This window comes from Croceimicrobium sp. (assembly GCF_965228705.1).
GTDB lineage: Bacteria > Bacteroidota > Bacteroidia > Flavobacteriales > Schleiferiaceae > Croceimicrobium.
The window spans coordinates 3,393,460-3,415,400 of sequence record NZ_OZ245832.1 but is presented as its reverse complement, the minus strand read 5'-3'; the positions used below and the strand labels follow the sequence as shown (position 1 = coordinate 3,415,400).

Sequence of the window (21,941 nt, the reverse complement as noted above, 5' to 3'; positions counted from 1 at the left end):
AAACTATCTTTGCCCAAAATTTAAGCTTTGGGCAATATTGTAGCCATCGTCGGTAGACCCAATGTTGGGAAGTCTACTCTTTTTAATCGTTTAACCGGTCAACGTAAGGCTATCGTTGATTCTATTGCCGGTGTAACACGTGATCGCCTCTACGGTAAAGCCGAGTGGGCCGGTCGCAAATTTTCCGTTATCGATACCGGTGGTTATATCATAGGCAGCGACGATGTTTTTGAAGGTGAGATCCGCAAGCAAGTACAAATTGCAGTGGATGAAGCCAATCTTATTCTCTTTTTGGTTGATGCCGAAGATGGCATTACCGGCATGGACGAAGAAGTGGCTAACCTTTTACGCCGCAGCGAAAAGAAAGTAATGTTGGTCGCCAATAAGGTGGACAATGCTTTACGCCAAACCCAAAGCGCCGAATTTTACAGCCTCGGCCTGGGGGAAGTGCATAATATCTCCGCCATGAACGGCGGTGGCACCGGAGACTTCCTGGATGAAATGGTAGCAGCTCTGCCTGATGATCCGGAAGAGGAAGAATTAGACATTCCAAAAATTGCGGTAATCGGTCGCCCGAATGCTGGAAAATCCTCCTTTATTAATGCCATCACCGGCATTGAACGCAATATTGTAACGGATGTAGCTGGTACTACCCGTGACTCCATTAACACCCGATACAACCTTTTCGGTAAAGACTTCCTTTTGGTCGATACTGCTGGATTGAGAAAGAAAAGTAAGGTCCACGAAAACCTAGAATTCTATTCGGTGCTTCGTTCGGTACGCGCCATTGAAGACGCCGACGTTTGCCTTTTAATTGTAGATGCCGAAAGAGGCTTCGAAGGCCAGGATTTAGCCGTTTTCTCTTTAGCTGAACGCAATAAAAAAGGAGTAGTTGTTCTGGTAAACAAATGGGACCTTATCGAAAAAGACACCCATACCGCCAAGCGCTTTGAAGACAATATCCGCGAAAAAATTGCACCCTTTAGCGATATCCCAATCATCTTCATGTCGGTATTAAACAAGCAGCGTATTTATAAGGCCGTAGAAGAAGCCGTAAATGTTTTTGAGCGTCGCCAGCAGAAAATCAGCACCAGCAAATTAAATGACCTGATGCTCCCTATTATTCAGGCTACGCCACCCCCTGCAACCAAAGGGAAACTGATTAAGATTAAATTCTGTACCCAATTACCCACACGGGTGCCTTCCTTTGCCTTTTTCGCCAATTTACCGCAGTACATTAAGGATCCTTACAAGCGCTTCCTCGAAAATCAATTGCGACAGCACTATGATTTCACCGGGGTGCCCATCCAAATATTCATGCGTAAGAAATAGAGGCTAAGACTTTTGAAGCTTTAGATAATAATAGCGTTCATGAGCCCACACCCTTACCAGATATAAGCCGGGAGCCAGTCCAGTTAATTGAAACTTGTTCCCGCTTAGCTTTTGGTTTAGGCTTTCGCCTGATATGCCACTTATAGAAATCAAAGTACCATAGCTTAGACTTACACTTTCATTAGCGGGGTTAGGGAAAAGTACCGGACTGGCTTTAAAGATACTCGCCTCCGCTAGCCCTACTCGGCTGCGATTATGCGGGTCCATTAAATGGGCGATAAACCACATGAATCCTTTCGGCTGATAAGTGCCGCGATGAAAAACCACACAACTACTATTGGGTAATAAAGCCGCCGTGCCGGCACTATCCAGTCGATCTAAATACAAATCTTCAGCCTCATCCGTTTCATAAGGGTAGCCATATCCGGCTCTACCAGGACCAGGACAAAAATCAGGTGGAGGATTGCTTGCCGTATAATTAGTATCCATCCACTCCCCCCAGAAATCATTCCAGGACTTACTGGGGTCAAAACGACTGCAGGAGACCTTAGCCGATTGGTCTTCGGAAGAGAAAAGCGGCCATAATTCTACCTCCGCACCACTCAAGCTACCCCAGGCCTCAATCACTTTACAATAACGATCTAAGGTATTCGGCACACATTTAAAATAATGCGTAACAAAAACTCGATCCGCCAGGGCGGCAATCTCGCGTGCCTGCTGATCCATGGACACCAATCCGCTACTATCTACTTGCAAACTTTCATAGGTCATTACTTTCGCCTCGCAAGCATGGCTTAATTGTAAAATACTGCGCATGGCCCGCAATAAATCTTCATGATCCTTTAAGTGATCCGAAACAGCACCAGAACGCCACCACCATTCATCCTCTAATACTAAATGATCAAAATAATCCTGAGGCTGTAAGAACTTCCCTGATCCCATACTGCTGCGAGATGCGGGATTCGCAAAACCAAAAGAGCTGGCAATGCGAGCAAAAAACTTAACTACCTCGGCCCGGTATTGCTCTTGAGCGTCGGGATGGTGAGGATTCATCATTCCATTTAACTTTCCCAAAGAACCTAAGCCCGGCTTTTGGTTCGGACAAGCTTCATCGCTAATTGCTTTGAAAAGAAAATTATCGGTCTTTAAATGCTCAAACTCCTGAGCATTAATCTTACCAGCGCTGGGGTTTTGTAATCCCCCGCCTACAGCGGCGATTTGCAGCTTGGGAAAACGATTACGCAATTGAGTTATAAGAACTCTAAGCTGTGCTTCTTCCGGATTATCCTGCGGATTATTATCAACCACATAGTGCAAACCATAAAAGGCTAAAAAGCCTAAATCATGACGCTCAATTGTACGGATCAAATCCTGTAATTGCTGAGAAGTGCCCCCAGCCATCTCCTGCACCATATTATCAACACAGGCGACATAGGCCCCACGCGGTAAATCATGCTGCTGCTGATGTGGAGCCGGATGATAAACCTGAGCCTTCAAGCTAAGGCTTGCTATCCAAAACAAAAACAGGACTTTCCTGAACATTGAATTTAGGGGCTAAAAAGTGAAGCAAAGTAAGCCATATTCTTAAATTTTTACGGCTAAAAATTGTGATCCTATCAGGATGTATTTCAATGAAGCCAAAATATATATCACTGAATTTGAAACAACTATTTAAGCTCTGGCCTTTACTAGTATAAATGATCTTAAATTTGAAGTTTTAATCCTTTTCATGAAAAGCTTCCTAGTAAACCTCAGCCTCCTGCTTCTAATTTTATGTCCCCTTAGCTCCTCTGCCCAAGACTTTCAGGTGCCAATGGAGTGGTTGGAGTTTAGTAATGCGTTCGAACAAAAAAGCTTTGAAGCAACAGCCAGCGGCGACACCAATCACCTCTTCCTCCTTTTAGCGGCATCGGGTAAAATGGACTCTACTACAGCTTTGGCCAATCAAGAAAAACTGGAGCAAATCTTCCAATCACTAGACTCTGCCAAATTGGTCCGCAAAAGCACCAAGAGAATTGTCAAAACCGTATTCAACACGGTTCACGAAGAAATCTTCTACAAATACGAGCTTAACAATCAATTTTGCGAAGTCTTCGAAACGGGCTATTACAATTGCGTATCGGCATCGGGCATGTACTCTTACTTTTTTGCGCGTCTGGGAATTCCGCATATGATGATTGAAATCCCCGGCCACGTCTATGTCATGGTAATGCACGATGATGAAACCTGGATCGTTGAAAGCACAGATCCGCAGCAAGGTTATTATGAAATTGAAATGCAGAGTCGGGAAGAAAGCATTCAGGAATACCTGGCTCAAAAACTGATCAGCCCCGAGCAATTAAATGACCCCAAACTCGACTCAATCCTGGCAAGCTTTGATGATCGTAAATTTGTAAGTGCCAACCGCTTGGTTTCTCTCCAATATCAAAACCAATCACTCTACGACCTTGAAGTCGAGAACTACCAGTCGGCGCTTCAAAACCATCTAAAAGCTCGCTTCTTTGCCCCCGAGGCTGAATACAATGAAGCTCCTTTTATCATAGGCACCTGGATTGAAAAACAAGACTATAACAAGCCTTACTTTTTCGATCTCTGCCGGGTAAATTGGACCTTTTATACCGAGCAGGAAAAACTCGATAATATTGAAGCCTTTGAATACTATTGTGCTTCGTATTTGGAAAAGAAAATCGACCGTCCTATCTACGATGCCTGGTTTGACTTTTTCACGGAGGTATTTGCCAGCCATGATTCCGCTTTAAAACAGATTCGTGCCAATCATTACTCTACCCTGGGCACTGAAGCCTTTCATAATGGCAAGGTCTCTGAAACCCTGCAATACGGCAAAAAGTGTTTAGCGGAAATCCCCAATCATAAGAATGGCTTAGCTTTAGTAATTACGGGTATTGGCATGAAAATCCAGGCCGGGAAATGGACGGAACCCTCCATTTCGGATAGTCTGCAACATTACAGCAATGCTTACCCTCCCTTAATGGATATGCCGATCTACCGAAACTTAGTGGCCGAGATCTATATAATAGAGGCGGTAAACCATGTCAACCGCAATCAGCTTTCCCATGCTAAGCGAAATTTAGAAGAACTGGAAGAGCTCCTAGGTGGAAGTCTTCCCGAAACTATTAATGAAGAATATGTAGCCTTGGCTTATAGCAAAGTGGCTCATTACAGTTTTCGAAGCAGTAAAAGAGAGGCTCAAAATTGGATTGAGCGCGGTTTAAAATATGCACCTTCCAATTCCCTGCTTTTAGGGCTTAAGGATTACTATCGGAAAATCTAAAGATTCTCGTAGCTCAGTTTAACCGACTTACTTTGGGCTACGCGCAGTTTATTCTTATACATATACTGCACTATTAATTGACCGTCGATTGCTAGATATTGATTAGGCTCCAGGCTAAACTCCAATTCTCCGTTTCCTCCGGCCACTGAATTCATCTTGTAAGCTCGGAGTACATCCCCCGTTGATTCTGCCCAGCTAATGTCAGAAGGTAAAATATAATAAACCGGATCCACCACGCGCTCCGACATTCCTACATTAATGTTCACCACCTTCTGACCGTTCACCATCTTTTCACTTTCCTGAATAACGAAATCCGGGTTTTCCTTCTCATTACCCCGATAATCACGGTCTACAAATCCCGGTAATGGCCGCCCCATTTTATATGCAGTTTCAAATTGTGGGTTCCCACTTTTAAAGTAGTCTATATAATCACCATGGTATTCGCCTTTCACGTAATTGGCTTCATGCTTAATGGTCCCATCCTGACGAAAAATCTGAGCCTTACCATCTAAGCTACCCGCTTTGTAATGGGTTCGCTTCCAAACTTCTCCTTCCGGATAATAGGCAATGGCCTCCCCTTCCTTCACGCCATTCACAAAGGGGATTACAGTCTTTACCTTGGTTTGAGGATTTACTTCGGTTCTGGTACCGGTATAGGATTTACGCGCTTCCAGCTTAGCCTCTGCCTCCTGAATGCGCTCCATATCCACCTCTTTGGCTTCAACCTGACTAGCACGATCTATAGCTTTGGCAGCTTTGGAAACAGTGCGAACATCGCAGGCAGTAAACAACACCGCTACGACAAAAAGCAGACTAATTTTTCGCATTTGATTAATTGGTTAGTTTTTTAAATACTTCTTCTAAGCTCGCGGCGCGTTTTTGAATTTCGAGAACCGCCGCTCCATGCTCAACGGCAAATTCAAAGACTCCGGTACGCAAATCAATATCAGGTCGGCCTTCCAGTAGCCACTTATTTTCACCCAGCTCCTCCACCTGTTTTATGCCATTGATTTTCCGCAGAGCACTTTTACTGAACTCCTTATCGAACTCCACCTGATAGACCGTTCCTAAAGTAAGTTCCTTAAGATCGGCAATGGGTCGGTCCGCTACAATTTTACCTTTATTGATAATGATTACCCGATCACAGAGGTATTCGACCTCCTGCATAATATGGGTGCTCAGCATTACCGTTTTATTGGCACCAGCCTCTTTAATCAATTGACGAATTTCTACCAATTGATTTACATCCAGTCCAGTGGTAGGCTCATCTAAAATCAGTACTTCCGGCTCATGCAAAAGGGCCGCCGCTAAGCCTACCCTTTGTCGATACCCTTTTGAAAGCTGGCCTAACTTTTTATGCCTTTCGGGCTCCAGGCCCACTTTTTGAATCATGGCATCAACCTGATCCTTTGCTACGGAATGAACCCCAGCCATAAAATTGAGATACTCCTTAACGTACATCTCCAGGTAAAGGGGATTATGCTCTGGCAAATAGCCTACCTTCTCACGTACTGAAATACTCTCCGACTCTACATCCAATCCACAAAGTTTAGCTTGACCCTCCGACTGTGGAATATAGCCAGTCAGGATTTTCATCATCGTCGATTTCCCCGCACCATTCGGGCCTAAAAATCCCACAATCTCCCCTTTCTTAATTTCGAAAGAGACCTCATCCAGAGCCTTCTGTTCGCCGTAAAGCTTAGTTAGCTTAGATACTTCAATCGACATGCTTCAATTTTAGACGCACGAAGGTAAAGCTTTTGACCAAGGCAGGAGATTCTGCACCTTTGCAAAATGATTGAAGAAGGACTGGTCATAAAATCTACCGGCCTCTGGTATAAGGTGCAAACACCTCAGGCATTACTCGACTGTCGTATTCGGGGTAAAATTCGCCTGCAAGGCCTTAAGAGCACCAATCCGGTAGCGGTAGGAGATCGGGTATTAGTGGAAGTGAGTGAAACAGAAGAAGGTCATGGAGCGATTACCAAACTTCTGGATCGCAAGAACTACATTATCCGCAAATCTGTGAACCTCAGCAAGCAAACTCAGATTTTAGCGGCCAATGTAGATCAGGCATTACTTATTGCCACCCTGGACCAACCTAAAACCCATCTTCGATTTATCGATCGCTTTGCGGTAAGCGCCGAGGCCTATGATATCCCCTTTGTATTGGTATTCAATAAAACCGACCTCTATACTGATGCGCATTTTGAAGAATTAGAGTTCTTGCGCATTGTATACGAACAAGCCGGTTATACCGTAATGGAATGCTCTGCCCAAAGTGGAGAAGGCTTGGAGGAATTAAAAACACTCCTTCAATCTAAAATTAGCCTGCTCAGCGGCCACTCGGGAGTTGGGAAAAGTAGCCTTATCAATCGCATTGATCCTAATTTAAATCTTAAGACTCGCGCCATCTCTGAAGCGCATGAGCAAGGACAACATACGACCACCTTTGCTGAAATGCACCCCTTAGCCAAGGGTGGCTATATTATTGACACTCCCGGAATTCGCGGCTTTGGTTTGGTAAATATGGAGCCCTCCGAAATGGGTGATTACTTCCCGGAAATCTTTCGCTTAAAAGGCGATTGCAAGTTCCATAACTGCCTGCATCAACACGAACCCGGTTGCGCTGTAAAGGCTGCAGTAGAAGAGCACAAACTGGCTTTCACACGCTATGAGAGTTACCTAAACTTTATTGAGGGCCAGGAAGACGACGAACCCTATCGAAAAGATATTTACAGCGAATAAATTTTATGCGCGCATTAGTTCAAAGAGTTCAAAAAGCCTCAGTACAAGTAGAAGGAGAAATTGTGGGAGCGATCGACAAAGGCCTTTTGATTTTATTAGGAGTAGGCCCAGATGATGAAGCAGAAGATCGAGATTGGTTGCTGCAAAAAATCTTGAAGCTCCGCATTTTTAATGATGCCCAAGACTTAATGAACCTCTCGGTAGAAGATGTACAAGGCAGCCTCTTAGTGGTGAGTCAGTTTACCCTTCACGCCAAGGTTAAAAAGGGCACCCGCCCCAGCTATGCCAAGGCCGCTCCTCCCGATATGGCCAATCAGCTTTATGAAGAATTTCTGGCTGAGGCCCGCACCCTCATCGGCGAAAGCCGGGTTTCGCAAGGCCAGTTTGGCGCTCATATGGAAGTGGCGCTTATCAATGATGGACCCGTTACCATTTGGATCGACACCAAAAACAAAGAATAAAGCAGGTTTAATATCGGGCTAACTTCTGTTTACTTACTTCGCCGCCCAAAACTCCTGCAAATGCGCGCCCTGCTTCTTAGTTTTCTAGCCTTCAGCTCCTTGACTGTTTTTGGTCAGGCCAATGATTTGATGATTACCGAATATGTGGATTGGAATCCTGGTAGCGGATGGGCCATCAAAGTTTACAATCCCACAGCCAACCCCATAAACCTAAATGCTTATTATGTTCAGGTTTACAATGGCTCCAATACCAGCTCTACCGGTTCAGTACAACTAGGAGGAATCCTCAATGCCGGAGCCAGCATTATCATATCCAATGCCGACAATACGGGTTCCAGCGCCGATTTCAAAGCCTGCTCCGATCAGGTACGCACCAATTTAGGAGGCGTAAATAATGATGACTGTATTGCCATTACTTTAGGCAATACGAACACTTTCGTGGATATGGTGGGCCTTTATGGAGTGGCGGTAAAAAATCAAGTGGCCGGAGTTAATAATGCCTTGAAATGGCAAAAGTTGGTGCGCCTCAATGGGAATTGTACTCGTTATACCTCCACTGATGGCAGCAGTGCAAATAGTTGGCCTTCCAGCGCCTCTGTTTCGGTGACCGGCTGGCAGGTAGAGCCTCCCACTTGTTTGAGTATCGGCTCTAATTTCAGCCCTTATAGTATTGGCAACACCTTAAGCGAGAGTATTTGCCAGGGGGATAGCTTCCTCTTTAATGGTCAGTATTTGAAAAGTCCAGGCACCTATTTCGACACCCTAAGTACCGGTGGCACTTGCGGGCAAATTACCCAATTGCAATTAAGCTTAAAACAAGCTTTATTAGGACAAGTTAGTTTAAGTGCCTGTCGCCAGGATTCCCTCTTTTATCATAATGGCTGGTTCCGAAATGATACTAATTTCATTCACCAAAAACCCAATGCCGGAACCTGCGATAGTATAATCAATGTCGAAATTCGATTCACCGGGCCTCAGGCGAATTTTAGCTGGCAATATCCAACAAGCGATTCCTCCCAAATCCAATTTCAAAATTTCAGCACAGGCAGTGTAGATGGTGTTCTTTGGGATTTTGGTGATGGAGACAGCACTACCCTCTTCGACCCGCAACACCAATTCGAGGGAGAAGGTCCTTTTAAGGTTAGCCTTTGGGTTTCCGATAGCGAAGGTTGCGGGGACAGCATTTCCTATTGGCTGTACATCCCTGATTCAGAATTGAAGTTGCCAATCATCCCTAATATCTTCAGTCCCAATGGAGATTTCATGAACGATACTTACCATTTCGATATCAATCGGGCTCCCGCTGATTTTGAGGTGCACATTTTTGATCGCCATGGCTTGGAAGTTTTCCAGAGTAGGGAAGCCGATTTTGCCTGGGACGGAAAACACCAAGGCCAGGCCTGCGGAACAGGAACCTACTTTTTGCAATTGCAATGGGAAGGGGAGATTTATAAAAAATTCCTAAGCTTGCAGCGATAAGATAAGTATGAAAGGAATTACCGAATTACAGGGCCAGGTCGACGAGTGGATTCAAAACCACGGGGTACGCTATTTTAATGAGCTTACCAATATGGCGCAACTTACGGAGGAGGTTGGCGAAGTAGCCCGCATCATTGCCCGTCGCTATGGTGAGCAGAGTGAAAAGGAAAGTGATAAGACCAAAGATCTGGGCGAAGAATTAGCCGACGTACTCTTTGTAGTGCTTTGTTTGGCCAATCAAACCGACACGGATTTACAAGCTGCCTTTGATCGAAAAATGGAGGCCAAAACCAAACGCGATCACGACCGTCATCACAACAATTCCAAATTGAAGTAGAGCGCCTTAGTATTGGCTATCTTTGCAAAAAATTTGACGCGACGATCATGATTTATATCGAGCGGAAGGAGCGTTTTAGCGCTGCTCATCAATTATACAATCCCAATTGGACGGAAGAGCAAAATGATGCGGTATTTGGGAAATGTGCCAATAAGAATTTCCACGGTCATAACTTCACCCTCATTGTTACGGTTAAAGGAGAGATCAATCCTGATACCGGCTTTGTTATGAACCTTGTAGACCTCAAGAAAATCATTCAGGAGCAGGTCATCGATAAGGTAGACCACGCAAACCTTAACCACGATGTAGACTTCATGCGTGGCAAATTTGCCTCCACCGAAGTATTGGCTGAAGAATTCTGGAAAATCCTCGAACCCGCCATCGCCAAGCATGGCTGTCGATTGCATCGCATTCGCCTGGAAGAGACAATTAATAATGCGGTGGAGTATTTTGGGTGAGAAGAGGCTGGTTATTAGACTTTAGACGATAGACCTTAGACGATAGAGGTTTCCGGTGGAAGATTCATTAAATTGCTTTCAAACCAAAACCTTACATCTATGCATAATTATCGTGAGTTAATCCTTTGGCGAAAATCCCGCAGCTTGGTTAAAAAAGTCTATCAACTATTACCCGAACTTCCTGAAATTGAACGATTCGGCCTTCGAAGCCAAATTGGGCGATCTGCTATATCAATACCGTCCAATATTGCTGAAGGTGCTGGAAGAAACAGCAATAAAGAATTTGTTAAATTTTTATCCATCGCCCAAGGATCTTCCTTTGAACTAGCCACGCAACTTTACCTGGCATTAGACTTAGGTTATTTCAAGAAGACCAAACTCGAAGAGCTTTTTAGTGATTTGGATGAAATCCAAAAAATAAATCGAACCTTGCAACACAAATTTCAAACTCTTTAGACATTTCTTAGTTATGAAGGTTAATCCATCTAACTTCTAAGATCTATCGTCTAATATCTCATAAATCAACTACCAATGAAAGCATACATCTTCCCCGGCCAAGGAGCCCAATTCACCGGAATGGGAAAAGACCTCTACGAGGGATCTGAAGCTTCCAAAGCTTTGTTCGAACAAGCGAATGATATTTTAGGATTCCGCATTACCGATATCATGTTCGAGGGATCGGCTGAGGATTTGAAGCAAACTAAAGTAACGCAGCCTGCGATCTTTTTACATTCGGTAATTCTAGCTAAAAGCCTCAATGACTTTAAGCCCGATATGGTAGCGGGTCATTCTTTGGGTGAATTTTCTGCCTTGGTAGCCAATGGAACCTTAGCTTTCGAAGATGCCTTAAAACTGGTTTCAGCTCGAGCCATAGCTATGCAAGAAGCTTGCGAAGCAGAGCCCAGCACCATGGCTGCCGTTTTAGGATTGGAAGACGCGAAGGTAGAAGAGCTTTGTGCACAAGTAGACGGAATTGTAGTGCCTGCCAATTACAACTGCCCCGGACAATTAGTGATCTCTGGTGCTATTCCCGCGGTTGAGCAAGCTTGTGAGCTGATGAAGGAAGCGGGTGCTAAACGCGCTTTACTCTTACCCGTAGGTGGCGCCTTCCACTCTCCATTAATGAAGCCCGCGGAAGAAAAATTAGCGGCCGCCATTAATGCCACTAACTTCCAAGAGCCTATCTGCCCGGTATATCAAAATGTGAGCACCACCCCTATTAGTGATCCTGCTGTAATCCAAAGCAATTTAATCAAGCAATTAACCGCACCGGTTAAATGGACCCAAAGTGTTCAGAATATGGTGGCCGATGGCGCTACCAACTTTATTGAAGTGGGCCCTGGTAAAGTATTACAAGGATTGGTGAAAAAAATTCACCGCGAAGCCGAAACGCAAAGCGCCTGATTGGATATTAAACCCGAGCTTTAAAGCATAGAATTGAAGCCCATGAATTCGAAGTCCAGCAGTTGGCGAAGCCCCTCGAATATTGCCCTGGTAAAATACTGGGGAAAATATGAGCCCCAATTACCGGCGAATCCCAGCCTTAGCTTCACCCTTAAAGAAAGCTATACCGAAACCAAATTGGAAATTCTGGAGGAAGGAAGTCAGGCTGACTTCGATTTTGAGGTGTACCTCGATTACCGCAAAGCGGATAATTTCAAACCCAAAATTGAGCAATTCTTTAAGCGCATTGAAGAGGAGCTTGACTTTTTAAAGGGCCATAAGTTTAGCATCCACACCTATAACAGCTTTCCACATAGCAGTGGTATAGCCAGTTCTGCCAGTGGCATGTCGGCCTTAGCCCTTTGTTTATTATCCCTTTCCCCGGAAGGGCAAAAGCTTAGTGAAAGCGAATTTTACCGCAAGGCTAGTGAATGGGCGCGCTTAGGCTCCGGTTCGGCCAGCCGATCCTTATTTGGGGGCCTAGGACTCTGGGGTAAAACAGAAGGTATTGCCGAAAGCAGTGATGAATACGCCATCCCCTATACCGGGAAAGTGGACTCCATTTTCCAGGAATTTAGAGATACCATTTTATTGGTGGAAAAAGGTCAGAAAGCGGTAAGCAGCACTGCCGGACATGGCTTAATGAAAGGACATCCATTTGCGCAAGAACGCTTTGCGCAGGCCCATCGTAATATGGCCAGCCTGCAAAGCATTTTAGCTAAGGGTGATTTGGAAGCCTTTGGCGAATTGGTAGAAAGTGAAGCCCTCACCCTCCACGCCATGATGATGAGCTCTCGCCCCTATTTTTTATTGATGAAGCCCAATACCCTTCAGATCATTGAAGAGATTTGGAATTTCCGCCGTGAAACCCTTAAGCCGCTCTACTTTACTCTGGATGCCGGTGCTAATGTGCATTTACTTTATCCTAAGAGCATCGAACAAGAAGCTTTGGATTTCGTTAACAGCACTATAAAAGGCTATTTAAAAAACGGAGAGTATATTTGCGATCAGGTTGGACCTGGTCCAACGAAGCTGACATAATGAAGAATAATCCGCTATACTACGCCAAAATCCTTCTCTTCGGAGAGTATGGCATTATAAACGATTCCCAGGGTTTATCGGTTCCTTATAACTATTATCAAGGTGCCTTTAAGCACGAAGCAGAATTGTCGGAAACCGCCAAGCGCTCCAATCAGAGCTTATGGAAGTTCTTCAATTACCTGCAGGAACTACAAAGCAGTGGCGATAGTTTAGCCCATTTCGACCTGGAAGCTTTCCGTAAAGATTTAGAAGCCAATTACTATTTCGATAGCAGTATCCCTGAAGGATATGGAGTAGGCAGTAGTGGGGCATTATGTGCCGCGATTTACGATCGTTATGCCATAAACCGCATTGATCCTGAAGCGGATATCAGCAAAGAAAACATTCAAAAGCTCAAGCAGATTTTAGGTCAAATGGAGTCCTATTTCCACGGAAGAAGTAGCGGACTCGACCCCCTTATTTGCTATCTCAAATTGCCAGTATTAATTCAGTCGAAAGACGAATTAGGCACGGTACATATTCCTGAAAGACTGGAAGGCAAAGGCGCCATTTTCTTATTAAATAGCGGCCAGCCCGGGGAAACCCAGCCTATGGTAAACATCTTTATGGATAAGATGAAAAATGAGGGTTTCCGAAAAGTAATGAAAGAGCAGTTTACCAAGTACAATGATGCTTGTATTGCTGCTTTCCTGAAAGGAGACACCAAGCCTCTTTTCAATAACCTCAAGAAATTGAGTCATTTGGTATTTGAGAACTTCAGCCCAATGATACCGCATAGCATGAAGGAATTATGGCAACAAGGCATCGAAACCAATGCTTATTACCTCAAGCTTTGCGGCAGTGGAGGTGGTGGTTTTGTATTAGGCTTTACGCCTGATTACGACCAGGCCAAAACTTTGCTTAAAGGCTACGAAACCGAATTGATATACCGTCTGTAAATGGCGCTGCGCCGGAGAGACAAGATCCTAATCTTTAAGCTCTCCGCACTGCTTTCCCTGGTGCGGTGGTATAATATTTTCTTTTTAGCGCTCGCCCAGTATTTAGCGGTCATCTTTGTTCTAAACGATCCCCATAATTGGTTGGCTTTAGTTCTGGATCTTAAAGTCCATGCTATTGTATTTGCCTCTCTTTTTTCAGTGGCCGGGGGTTATATCATCAATAACTTTTACGACCTCGAGAAGGATCTCATCAATAGGCCAGACAAAACCCTCTATGAGAAAATCCTCAAGCAGAGCACAACCCTGCGCCTGTATTTCCTCTTTGCCATCAGCGGAAGCTTACTGGGGGCATTGGTGAGTTTTAATGTATTTCTCTTTTTCGCTGCCTTTAATTTCGCCCTCTGGTTCTATTCTCATAAACTGAAGAAGATCACCTTCATTGGCAATATGATGGCCGCCCTATTGAGCATCACTCCCTTCTTTGCCATCTTCCTCTACTTCCATCTTGAAGATTTAGTGATTCTCACCTATGTAAGCTTTGTACTTCTGGTCATTTTCATTCGGGAGATTATCAAAGACCTCGAAGCCTTGAAAGGCGATGTCATCCTTGGCTACCCTACCCTGCCCGTAACTTTGGGATTACGTAAAACCAAATGGTTGGTAGCTGCCTTCACCCTGGCAGGCTTAATTCCCGCCGGAGCCATATTCTATAAGGTGGGCTTAAACGGTATCGGCTACTACCTTGCTTTGGGTCTGGCCGGTCTGTTTTTTAGTGCAGGCCTTTTGGCTTTCGCCGAAAAGAAAGAGCACTTCCATTACCTCAACCATCTGTATAGACTGTTGATTATTGGGGGGATTGTAAGCTTGATTTGGTTGGGATAGATTGAAGAGATGCAATTTCTTTAATCTAGGGTGTCAGACAAAACTGATCAAGGTTCAAGATTTCTTTATTTAAGAAATTGGCTAAAAACTTAAATAAGGAGATCGGGTATTTAAAAAATGCTCTGAAATTTTAATTAACGTGAAAGGCATTAAAAAATTTACCGGACATTTTTAATCCGAAAAATTTAAACATTCCGAAACCGAATTTTCAAGAAAACACCTTCCCTAAAAAACCCGAAGTATCAGTTCTGCAAAACAAGTCTCTTACTTAAGCTTTCTCTGGCAGTATTCACCTGTAACCAATACAAACCATTAGAATAACCTGATAAGTCAAGTTGTAAGGGTAAATGATCTAAGGATAGGACAGTCCGACCATCGGCACGAATTAATTTAAAACTCCTAAGCTCTTTCAAATTGCTCTCGATAAACAAAACACCAGAACTTGGATTAGGATATACCTTAAAATGATCTGCCAATCTTAATTCCTTTTCGGAAAGCGGATTCACCGTAATGTAATAATAAGGTGCACCCACGGCGCTACAGCCAACTGTATCCGATACCGTGGCATAATAGGCAATGCTATGACTGGGTTTCGCCCAAAATCCATCTGCCAGGGTAGAATCCACCAATCCATGATTTGGACGCCAGAGGTAAGTAAGTGGTCCGGTACCACCGCTAATATTTGATCCAAAGTTTAAGAATATCGAATCTCCTTCCTGAATACTGGCATTAATGGTCCCCAGAGTACTTACAAAAGAAGACAGGTAGACCACCATGGAGTCGCTACAGGTATTTCCTTGAGAATCACTCAGGGTTAAAAAGAACTGTACCGAGTCTAATGGAGCGATATACTGAGGGTTGGCGGATGTGGTATCATCCAATAGGTCAGAGGCCCATAGTTCAATAGTTGTAGATCCCAATTGCTGGAAATAATGTGCCTCCCAGGTATAAGTAAGGGAGCCAACCGTATTCTGATGGCTTATTTGATCCCCTAAATCCAGAGTATCTGTTCCTTGCAAGTTTCCACAGGCATAGCGATCCGGACCTAAATCGAGTAAACATTGGGCTTGTCCACTAAAGCAAGTGGCCATCAGTAAATAAGCAGAGAATACAATTTTCTTCATAGGGTAAAATTAAGGGCTGAAGAGGAATACCCCTCCAGGGGCATGATACAGATGCCCCAATTTAATCAATTTTAAATCAATGATAAACAGCCCCTTAAACCCTGAAGACTATTCAGCCATATTGGCATTATATCCCACCATCCAGTTAATACCGAACTGGTCTACACACATCCCGAAATAGTCACCCCAAAAAGTATCATTCATGGGCATAATCACCTGACCTTCCACCGCCAAATCATTAAAAAACTGGTCTGCTTTTTCACGACTATCTGTGCTAACTGAAATGGAAAAATTAGTACCCGCCTTAAAGTTCGCGGCCCATTCACCACCGGTATCACTACCCATTAACATAGTTTCTTTGCTAATGGGCAGCCCCACATGCATAATTCGATTTCCCTCTTCTTCGGGCATTTGGTTCCCCTCATCGGCCGGCATTTCATTAAAGCGTGAGAACATTGCGAATTCGCCTCCAAATACAGAGCGGTAAAAATTAAAGGCCTCTTCACAATTGCCATTAAAAGTGAGGTATACATTTACGGTGGTCATAAGGAATTAGTTTAAATTCTACAGTATTGGAAATGTAAGGATTAGGGCTACAATACAGATCAAAGGAATATTAATTTTCCCATCATTCACCAATTATAAGCCAGGCCTAAACTACTACGAAAAATACCTCCATCCCACTGCCGATTTACATAAGGAGCAATTTCTAGTATGACCTGAAAGTTCCGATGGGCAGTCCAGGGTTTAATCCGCGCTCCAGTTGCAAATAGATAACCATTAGTGAAATCCAAATCTGAAGCTGCGGCGAAGGGTGCAAAATTCCAACCAACACCGCTGTAATAGTTTACCCACTCACCTCTTTTCCAATTCCACATCAGATCGAGCTCCGAATTCAGATTACCATAAAAACTATTGGTCTCAATTCGGAAATCTGCCCATAAAGGCTTTTCAGTATCGGTGCTCACACTTAAGGTCGATTGGAAAGGATAATAAGCTACCGCCACTTGAGCCACAATCTCTTGAGCTAATAGATTAATAAACAATACAAATAGTAGAGATCGCAGTTTCATAAGCTTTCTTTCATTTTACAATAGGCGGCTTTCGCCTGATAATTCACATCAAAGAGCAGAGGGTAATCCTCCCGATTAAATGCACTTGGTATCCAACTATCTGCATCACTTAAGCCCCAAAATGTTATTCCGTATTGCCTGGAGTGGTCGATCTGTTTGTACAAGCTAAGCACAACCGCCAGCTTCTGAGCTTGTCGTTCCCACAAGTTAGAATCGTTGTTAAGAGCCCCTCCATAAGGGTTTACGGAAATATCCAACTCTGAGATATGTACTAAAAAACCTGCCTCTGAAAAATCTTGAAAAGCTGACTCCATTGCTCGATTTTCGGGAAAAGCAATCGAAATATGCATCTGTAAACCAATACCATTTACAGGCACACCGCGTTGTTTCAAACTCTTTAGCAGCCCCAATACCGCCTCTCTCTTCTTAGGACTTAAGACCAGATTGAAATCATTGTAAAATAAGAGCGCATCCGGATCTGCTTCATGTGCATAGCGAAAAGCCTTTTCAATATAACCTGCGCCCAAATGTTGCTTCCAAATGGAATTCCGCAAGGTTCCGTCCTCATTAAAAGCCTCATTCACCACATCCCAAGCGCGAACTTTTCCCTTAAAATGTCTGCACATGCTTTGGATATGATCCTTAAACATCGCTTCCCACTCGGACTTTGTACCCGAAAAATGTTCCATCCAAGTGGGTAATTGTTGATGCCAAATCAAAGTATGTCCATGCAAGCTTTTGCTCTCTTGCTGGCAATAGTTTACTAAACGGTCGGCCTCCGACCAATTGTAAGTATTTACCTGAGGATGAATATGCTCAGCTTTCATCAGATTTTCAGGGCTGAGCTGATTAAACTGTTGCCCTAACAATTGAGCGTAGTTTGGGTTGAACTCCAACTGATTTAGATCTACCGCACAGCCAATGGGGAAATCTGCGACTTGATACAAGGCTGGCTCCAAAGTGCAGGATTCCGTATGCTTTGGCTTACAAGCCGAAGCCAATAGTACTATAATCAAGAGCCTTCTGTACAATCGCATAAATGAAAAGGGAAGATAATCCTTAGCAAAGGAAATCAAAAGGACTAGGGCATCCAGTACTTTTCAGCACTACCATCACTGTATAACCAAATTTGAAAGCCACTGGCTTTTGCCGATATCGGTCTCCCCCACACATCTACGATCTGCAATAACTTTCGCGCTTCAGTGGGCTCCACTTCCCTATCTCCCAATTGGGTCGTATAAAGCCAGGCTTCCTGCGTCCATAAACCTGCAGCATCAATTCCAGTGCAATAAACCAGCTTACCTCCAGTGCTTATAGCCATCCCGCCTTTTCGGCCTCCAGCCGGTATTGAATTAAGGCTGGTCCAGCTTTGATTAGTTTTATCGTATTCCTGCCAATCCGCATAATAGTGATTCGAACTATCAATCCCGAAACCTGCCACTAATAAAGAGTCCAGACTTAGCAAACAAGCATGCGATCGTCCTGCTCCGCTGAAATCCATCATATGAATCCACTGATTGGTATTCGGATTATAGCGATAAAAACCCTTTTGATATTCATCCTTTTCATTGCGGCCAAAAAGTAGATAGCCTTTGCCTAGCATAGCTGTTGCTGATGCGGCCCATCGATTACCAAAAGGAAAATCTTGCAACGAATGCCAATTGTCATCGCTAATTGAATAGGCCCATACTTCTGCTAAAGCATAATTGGAATCGTTTTTACCCCCAATAAAATAAGCTGTATCACCAATACGAAAACAAGCCGTACCCGAACGACCTGAATCCGGCAAGGGGCTCATTTCCATCCATTGATCTAAAAGGGGATCATAGCGCCACAGGTCATTTAGGAATTGCTGACCATTATAACCTCCAAAAACATAGCCAAAGCGATCGGTACTAAATGCTGCCGCATAATGACGTTCCTCCCCAACTGGTAGAGCTGCGATAGAGAACCATTGAAAGCTCTGTAAATCCAGGCCAAAGAAATTAGCTCGAGGAGCCCACCAGGATGTTAAACCCGCACCGAAATAAGCCGTATCTCCTATGCTAAATGCCGAAGCATCATCTACTGCAATTCCTGGGTAATCAGACAGGGACTGCCAATTTTGAGCTCCTAAGTGACTCACTCCCAGAAAGACTAGAATCAACAATAAACGCATGCTTCCATAAAACGCCTTTGATACTATTGAATTGTGCTTTATCCTCATTCTAAAATTGCAAAATAGCCTTTAAATGGCATTTCGCTCTTCTTAATGGAAAGCTTCAGGCCATGGTCCTTTCTAATTCTCAAATGAGCCTTACCTTTACGCAAATCCTTATTTAATGTCCTCTCAAAAAGAATACCTTGAGCAGAATAAAGAGCGCTTTGTAGAAGAGCTTTTTGAATTACTGCGCATTCCCAGTATTTCGGCCGATAGCGCCTATAAAAACGATGTTTTAAAAACTGCCGATGCAGTGGCGGAAAGCCTTCGCAAAGCAGGTGCCGAGAACGTTGAAATTTGCGAGACCCCCGGCTACCCCATCGTTTATGCTGATAAAATTGTAGACCCTTCTTTACCCACCGTATTGGTTTATGGCCACTATGATGTACAACCCCCCGATCCCCTGGATTTATGGACTACCGAGCCTTTTGAACCGGTAATTCGCAAAACAGAGATTCATCCCGATGGTGCCATTTTCGCTCGCGGTGCCTGTGATGATAAAGGGCAAATGTTTATGCATGTAAAGGCCCTGGAATTAATGAATCAGACTGGCACTTTAGCTTGCAATGTGAAATTCATGATTGAAGGGGAAGAAGAAGTTGGCTCTGAAAATTTAGGTTGGTTCGTAAGTCGCAATCAAGAAAAATTAGCAGCGGATGTTATCCTGATTTCCGACACAGGCATGATCGCGAATGACAGTCCGAGCATCACTACCGGATTACGTGGTTTAAGCTATGTAGAGGTAAAAGTTACCGGGCCCAATCGCGATTTACACTCGGGCCTTTACGGTGGTGCAGTTGCCAATCCCATCAACGTTTTGGCTAATATGATTGCCAGCCTGCAAGATGATAATAAGCATATTACCATTCCAGGCTTCTACGAAGATGTACAGGAATTAAGTGATGCCGAAAGAGAAGCGATGGCTAAGGCCCCCTTTAATTTGGATAAGTATAAAAAAGCGCTCGACCTCAGTGATGTAGATGGTGAATTGGGTTACAGCACCATGGAGCGTGCTTCCATTCGTCCTACCTTAGATGTAAACGGTATTTGGGGTGGCTATCAGGGTGAAGGTGCCAAAACCGTTATTCCATCCTGGGCCAAAGCTAAAATCTCCATGCGCTTAGTACCGCATCAAGAACCGGAAAAAATCACCGCACTTTTCCAAAAGCATTTTGAAGCAATTGCCCCTAAATCTGTGAAGGTAGAAGTAACTCCACACCATGGAGGTTTACCTTATGTATCACCAACTGATGATCCTGGCTATCGGGCTGCTAGCAAAGCCATGGAAGATAGCTTTGGAAAAACTCCGGTACCCGTGCGCAGTGGCGGCAGCATCCCTATTGTTGCCTTATTTGAAAAAGAATTAGGCCTTAAAAGTATCCTGATGGGCTTTGGCTTGGATAGCGATGCAATTCACTCACCTAATGAGCACTATGGCCTATTCAATTACTATAAGGGTATTGAAACCATCCCTCATTTCTTTAAGCATTTTGCTGCGCTGAAAGGCGAATAAAAGCAATTTGAAAATCTATAGAAACCGCCGGTCCGAAAGGACTTGGCGGTTTTTTATTTCTTACGACGGTTGCTGTGCAATAAGGCGGCCAGAGCCACTACAAATAATCCCACGGCCACCCAATTTCCTCCCATATTAATTAAGAGAGCGATTAAGGCTGAAGCTGCAAAAGCAACAATAGCGGTGAGGAACCAACCTCCAATTACATTCACTACTCCAGCCACCCGATAAGGAGCACTGCCCGCACCCCAGGCACGATCCGCCAAACTGGCTCCCATGGCTACCATAAAGGATACATAAGTAGTAGAAAGAGGCAGCTTTAAGCTGGATGCAAAGGCAATTAAGATACTGGCAATAACCAGATTTACGGCCGCTCGAAGTAAGTCAAAGGCCGGACGATCCTTCTCCGTCACTTCCTCAAACTTAAAGCGAGCATCTATTCTTTCGAGGGTACGGTTTGGAACCACGGTAGTAAAGAAGTTGGAAAATCCGGTAGCCACTGAAATAATACCACTGGAAATCAAATTGGGCTTAAAACGCTCGTCTACGGCTCCTTGCGAACCCAATTTCACCGAAGTATCAGTAACCTTTCTTGCTTTCGCTGAAAACCAGAGGGTAACTACCATAATTAAGCCGGCGATAAAAAGTAATTCTTTAGGAGTCCGTACCGCTTCTGCTAATGAACTCATGCTAAAAGCTTCTGCTGCCAGGCCAGAGTCTTGCCACATATTATAGGACTGATAGCCGGTAATGGGTACCCCGATAAAGTTCACCAAATCGTTACCAGCAAAGGCCATCGCCAAGGCAAAGGTTCCGGCCAATACTACAATTTTAAGTGGGTTTACCTCAAATAGGCGTTGCAAGGCAAATAATACAATAGTGCTGAAGAGGAAAGACCCCACCACAATTAGCAGTGCATTCTGCATGAAAAAGGCGCTGATATCTCCTCCAAACTGAGCTCCTTTAATTCCTTTAATTACCAGGAAATAAATAATAATGGTCATGCATATCCCGGCAAAGAGTGCTCCGTATTTCTTTACGCCCCGACGAATATTGAAGGTAAACCACAAGCGGGAAACCCATTGCGATAAAGCCCCCACGCTGAAGGCGACCCCAATGGATATAAATATCCCGGCAATAATCTGCCCCGCTTTACTGGTATTAATCAAGTCCAGTAATTCTAATTCGGGATGCTCACCGCGACGTAGCATTAACCACCCCACCATTACACTGGCCCCCAATAATTCAAAAACAATGGAAACAGTGGTACTGGTGGGCATACCAAAACTGTTAAAGGCATCCAATAAGATAATGTCGGTAATCATCACCGCCATGAAGATGATCATCACATCAGCAAAACTGAAAAAGCTAGGATTGAAAATTCCCTTACGGGCAACTTCCATCATACCACTCGAAAAGGCGGCTCCGGCAAAAACGCCTGCTGCGGCGATGATTAGGATCGTTCTTTGCGTGGCTACGCGAGAGCCAATCGCTGAAGTCAAGAAGTTCACAGCATCGTTACTAACCCCTACTACCAGATCTCCAATGGCCAGAATGAGAAGGGCAATGACAAGAATTAAGTATATGTCCATAAGGATATGCCGTGCATCTTAGATTGTT

Annotated in this window: 22 protein-coding genes; 13 read left to right on the top strand and 9 right to left on the bottom strand. The window is 44.2% G+C overall.

What is annotated here, in order from left to right:
* The first annotated feature begins 27 nt into the window (after positions 1–27).
* Entirely contained in the window at positions 28–1,332 is a 1,305-nt protein-coding gene (der, locus tag ACO05P_RS15255) for a ribosome biogenesis GTPase Der (RefSeq protein WP_421752155.1), read from the top strand.
* A gap of 3 nt (positions 1,333–1,335) precedes the next feature.
* Here der and ACO05P_RS15250 read toward each other — a convergent pair whose 3' ends face one another.
* On the bottom strand, positions 1,336–2,853 hold the full coding sequence (locus tag ACO05P_RS15250; RefSeq protein WP_421752153.1) for a hypothetical protein: 1,518 nt from the start codon (positions 2,851–2,853) through the stop codon (positions 1,336–1,338).
* Positions 2,854–3,061: 208 nt separating this feature from the next.
* Between ACO05P_RS15250 and ACO05P_RS15245 the strand changes: the two genes are divergently transcribed.
* Complete coding sequence (locus ACO05P_RS15245; RefSeq protein ID WP_421752151.1) at positions 3,062–4,624, top strand: hypothetical protein; 1,563 nt, start codon at positions 3,062–3,064, stop codon at positions 4,622–4,624.
* Here ACO05P_RS15245 and ACO05P_RS15240 read toward each other — a convergent pair.
* Entirely contained in the window at positions 4,621–5,451 is an 831-nt protein-coding gene (locus ACO05P_RS15240; RefSeq protein ID WP_421752149.1) for a toxin-antitoxin system YwqK family antitoxin, read from the bottom strand. The two genes, ACO05P_RS15245 and ACO05P_RS15240, sit on opposite strands and share 4 nt — an antisense overlap.
* 4 nt (positions 5,452–5,455) lie before the next feature.
* Entirely contained in the window at positions 5,456–6,352 is an 897-nt protein-coding gene (gene gldA, locus ACO05P_RS15235; RefSeq protein ID WP_421752147.1) for a gliding motility-associated ABC transporter ATP-binding subunit GldA, read from the bottom strand.
* 66 nt (positions 6,353–6,418) lie between these two features.
* On the opposite strand from gldA, the gene rsgA reads away from it, so the two are divergent.
* From rsgA to ACO05P_RS15185, 10 genes are all read left to right on the top strand, one after another.
* Positions 6,419–7,372, top strand: coding sequence for a ribosome small subunit-dependent GTPase A (gene rsgA, locus ACO05P_RS15230; RefSeq protein ID WP_421752145.1), 954 nt, complete (start codon positions 6,419–6,421; stop codon positions 7,370–7,372).
* Positions 7,373–7,377: 5 nt separating this feature from the next.
* Entirely contained in the window at positions 7,378–7,833 is a 456-nt protein-coding gene (dtd, locus tag ACO05P_RS15225) for a D-aminoacyl-tRNA deacylase (RefSeq protein WP_421752143.1), read from the top strand.
* A gap of 60 nt (positions 7,834–7,893) precedes the next feature.
* Positions 7,894–9,312, top strand: a complete 1,419-nt coding sequence (locus ACO05P_RS15220; RefSeq protein ID WP_421752141.1) for a gliding motility-associated C-terminal domain-containing protein — start codon at positions 7,894–7,896, stop codon at positions 9,310–9,312.
* Between the two features lie 7 nt (positions 9,313–9,319).
* The gene (locus ACO05P_RS15215; RefSeq protein WP_421752139.1) at positions 9,320–9,649 is read left to right on the top strand and encodes a nucleotide pyrophosphohydrolase; all 330 of its coding nucleotides are present in this window, start codon (positions 9,320–9,322) and stop codon (positions 9,647–9,649) included.
* A gap of 47 nt (positions 9,650–9,696) precedes the next feature.
* A complete protein-coding gene (locus tag ACO05P_RS15210) occupies positions 9,697–10,107 on the top strand; it encodes a 6-pyruvoyl trahydropterin synthase family protein (protein ID WP_421752137.1) in 411 nt (136 codons plus the stop codon).
* A gap of 99 nt (positions 10,108–10,206) precedes the next feature.
* Positions 10,207–10,563 (top strand): four helix bundle protein, encoded by a 357-nt coding sequence (locus ACO05P_RS15205; RefSeq protein ID WP_421752134.1) that lies wholly within the window; start codon positions 10,207–10,209, stop codon positions 10,561–10,563.
* Positions 10,564–10,638: 75 nt separating this feature from the next.
* A complete protein-coding gene (fabD, locus tag ACO05P_RS15200) occupies positions 10,639–11,511 on the top strand; it encodes an ACP S-malonyltransferase (protein WP_421752132.1) in 873 nt (290 codons plus the stop codon).
* 42 nt (positions 11,512–11,553) lie between these two features.
* A complete protein-coding gene (locus tag ACO05P_RS15195; RefSeq protein WP_421752130.1) occupies positions 11,554–12,591 on the top strand; it encodes a diphosphomevalonate/mevalonate 3,5-bisphosphate decarboxylase family protein in 1,038 nt (345 codons plus the stop codon).
* Positions 12,591–13,529 (top strand): mevalonate kinase family protein, encoded by a 939-nt coding sequence (locus ACO05P_RS15190; RefSeq protein WP_421752128.1) that lies wholly within the window; start codon positions 12,591–12,593, stop codon positions 13,527–13,529. Before ACO05P_RS15195 ends, ACO05P_RS15190 begins: the two co-directional genes overlap by 1 nt.
* Complete coding sequence (locus ACO05P_RS15185; protein ID WP_421752126.1) at positions 13,530–14,411, top strand: geranylgeranylglycerol-phosphate geranylgeranyltransferase; 882 nt, start codon at positions 13,530–13,532, stop codon at positions 14,409–14,411.
* A 242-nt stretch (positions 14,412–14,653) separates the two neighbouring features.
* On the opposite strand, the gene ACO05P_RS15180 is transcribed toward ACO05P_RS15185, so the two are convergent.
* The 5 genes from ACO05P_RS15180 to ACO05P_RS15160 all read right to left on the bottom strand — a co-directional run bounded on the left by ACO05P_RS15180 (position 14,654) and on the right by ACO05P_RS15160 (position 18,766).
* On the bottom strand, positions 14,654–15,535 hold the full coding sequence (locus ACO05P_RS15180) for a T9SS type A sorting domain-containing protein (RefSeq protein ID WP_421752124.1): 882 nt from the start codon (positions 15,533–15,535) through the stop codon (positions 14,654–14,656).
* Positions 15,536–15,643: 108 nt separating this feature from the next.
* Positions 15,644–16,081 carry a VOC family protein gene (locus ACO05P_RS15175; RefSeq protein ID WP_421752122.1) on the bottom strand — a complete coding sequence of 146 codons (438 nt, stop codon included), beginning with the start codon at positions 16,079–16,081 and terminating at the stop codon, positions 15,644–15,646.
* 86 nt (positions 16,082–16,167) lie between these two features.
* On the bottom strand, positions 16,168–16,608 hold the full coding sequence (locus ACO05P_RS15170) for a hypothetical protein (protein WP_421752120.1): 441 nt from the start codon (positions 16,606–16,608) through the stop codon (positions 16,168–16,170).
* On the bottom strand, positions 16,605–17,624 hold the full coding sequence (locus ACO05P_RS15165) for an endo-1,4-beta-xylanase (RefSeq protein WP_421752118.1): 1,020 nt from the start codon (positions 17,622–17,624) through the stop codon (positions 16,605–16,607). Before ACO05P_RS15165 ends, ACO05P_RS15170 begins: the two co-directional genes overlap by 4 nt.
* A 65-nt stretch (positions 17,625–17,689) precedes the next feature.
* Complete coding sequence (locus tag ACO05P_RS15160) at positions 17,690–18,766, bottom strand: Kelch repeat-containing protein (RefSeq protein ID WP_421752116.1); 1,077 nt, start codon at positions 18,764–18,766, stop codon at positions 17,690–17,692.
* Positions 18,767–18,929: 163 nt separating this feature from the next.
* Between ACO05P_RS15160 and ACO05P_RS15155 the strand changes: the two genes are divergently transcribed.
* Entirely contained in the window at positions 18,930–20,321 is a 1,392-nt protein-coding gene (locus ACO05P_RS15155; protein WP_421752114.1) for a dipeptidase, read from the top strand.
* Positions 20,322–20,374: 53 nt separating this feature from the next.
* On the opposite strand, the gene ACO05P_RS15150 is transcribed toward ACO05P_RS15155, so the two are convergent.
* Positions 20,375–21,913, bottom strand: a complete 1,539-nt coding sequence (locus ACO05P_RS15150; protein ID WP_421752112.1) for an inorganic phosphate transporter — start codon at positions 21,911–21,913, stop codon at positions 20,375–20,377.
* Positions 21,914–21,941: the final 28 nt, after the last annotated feature.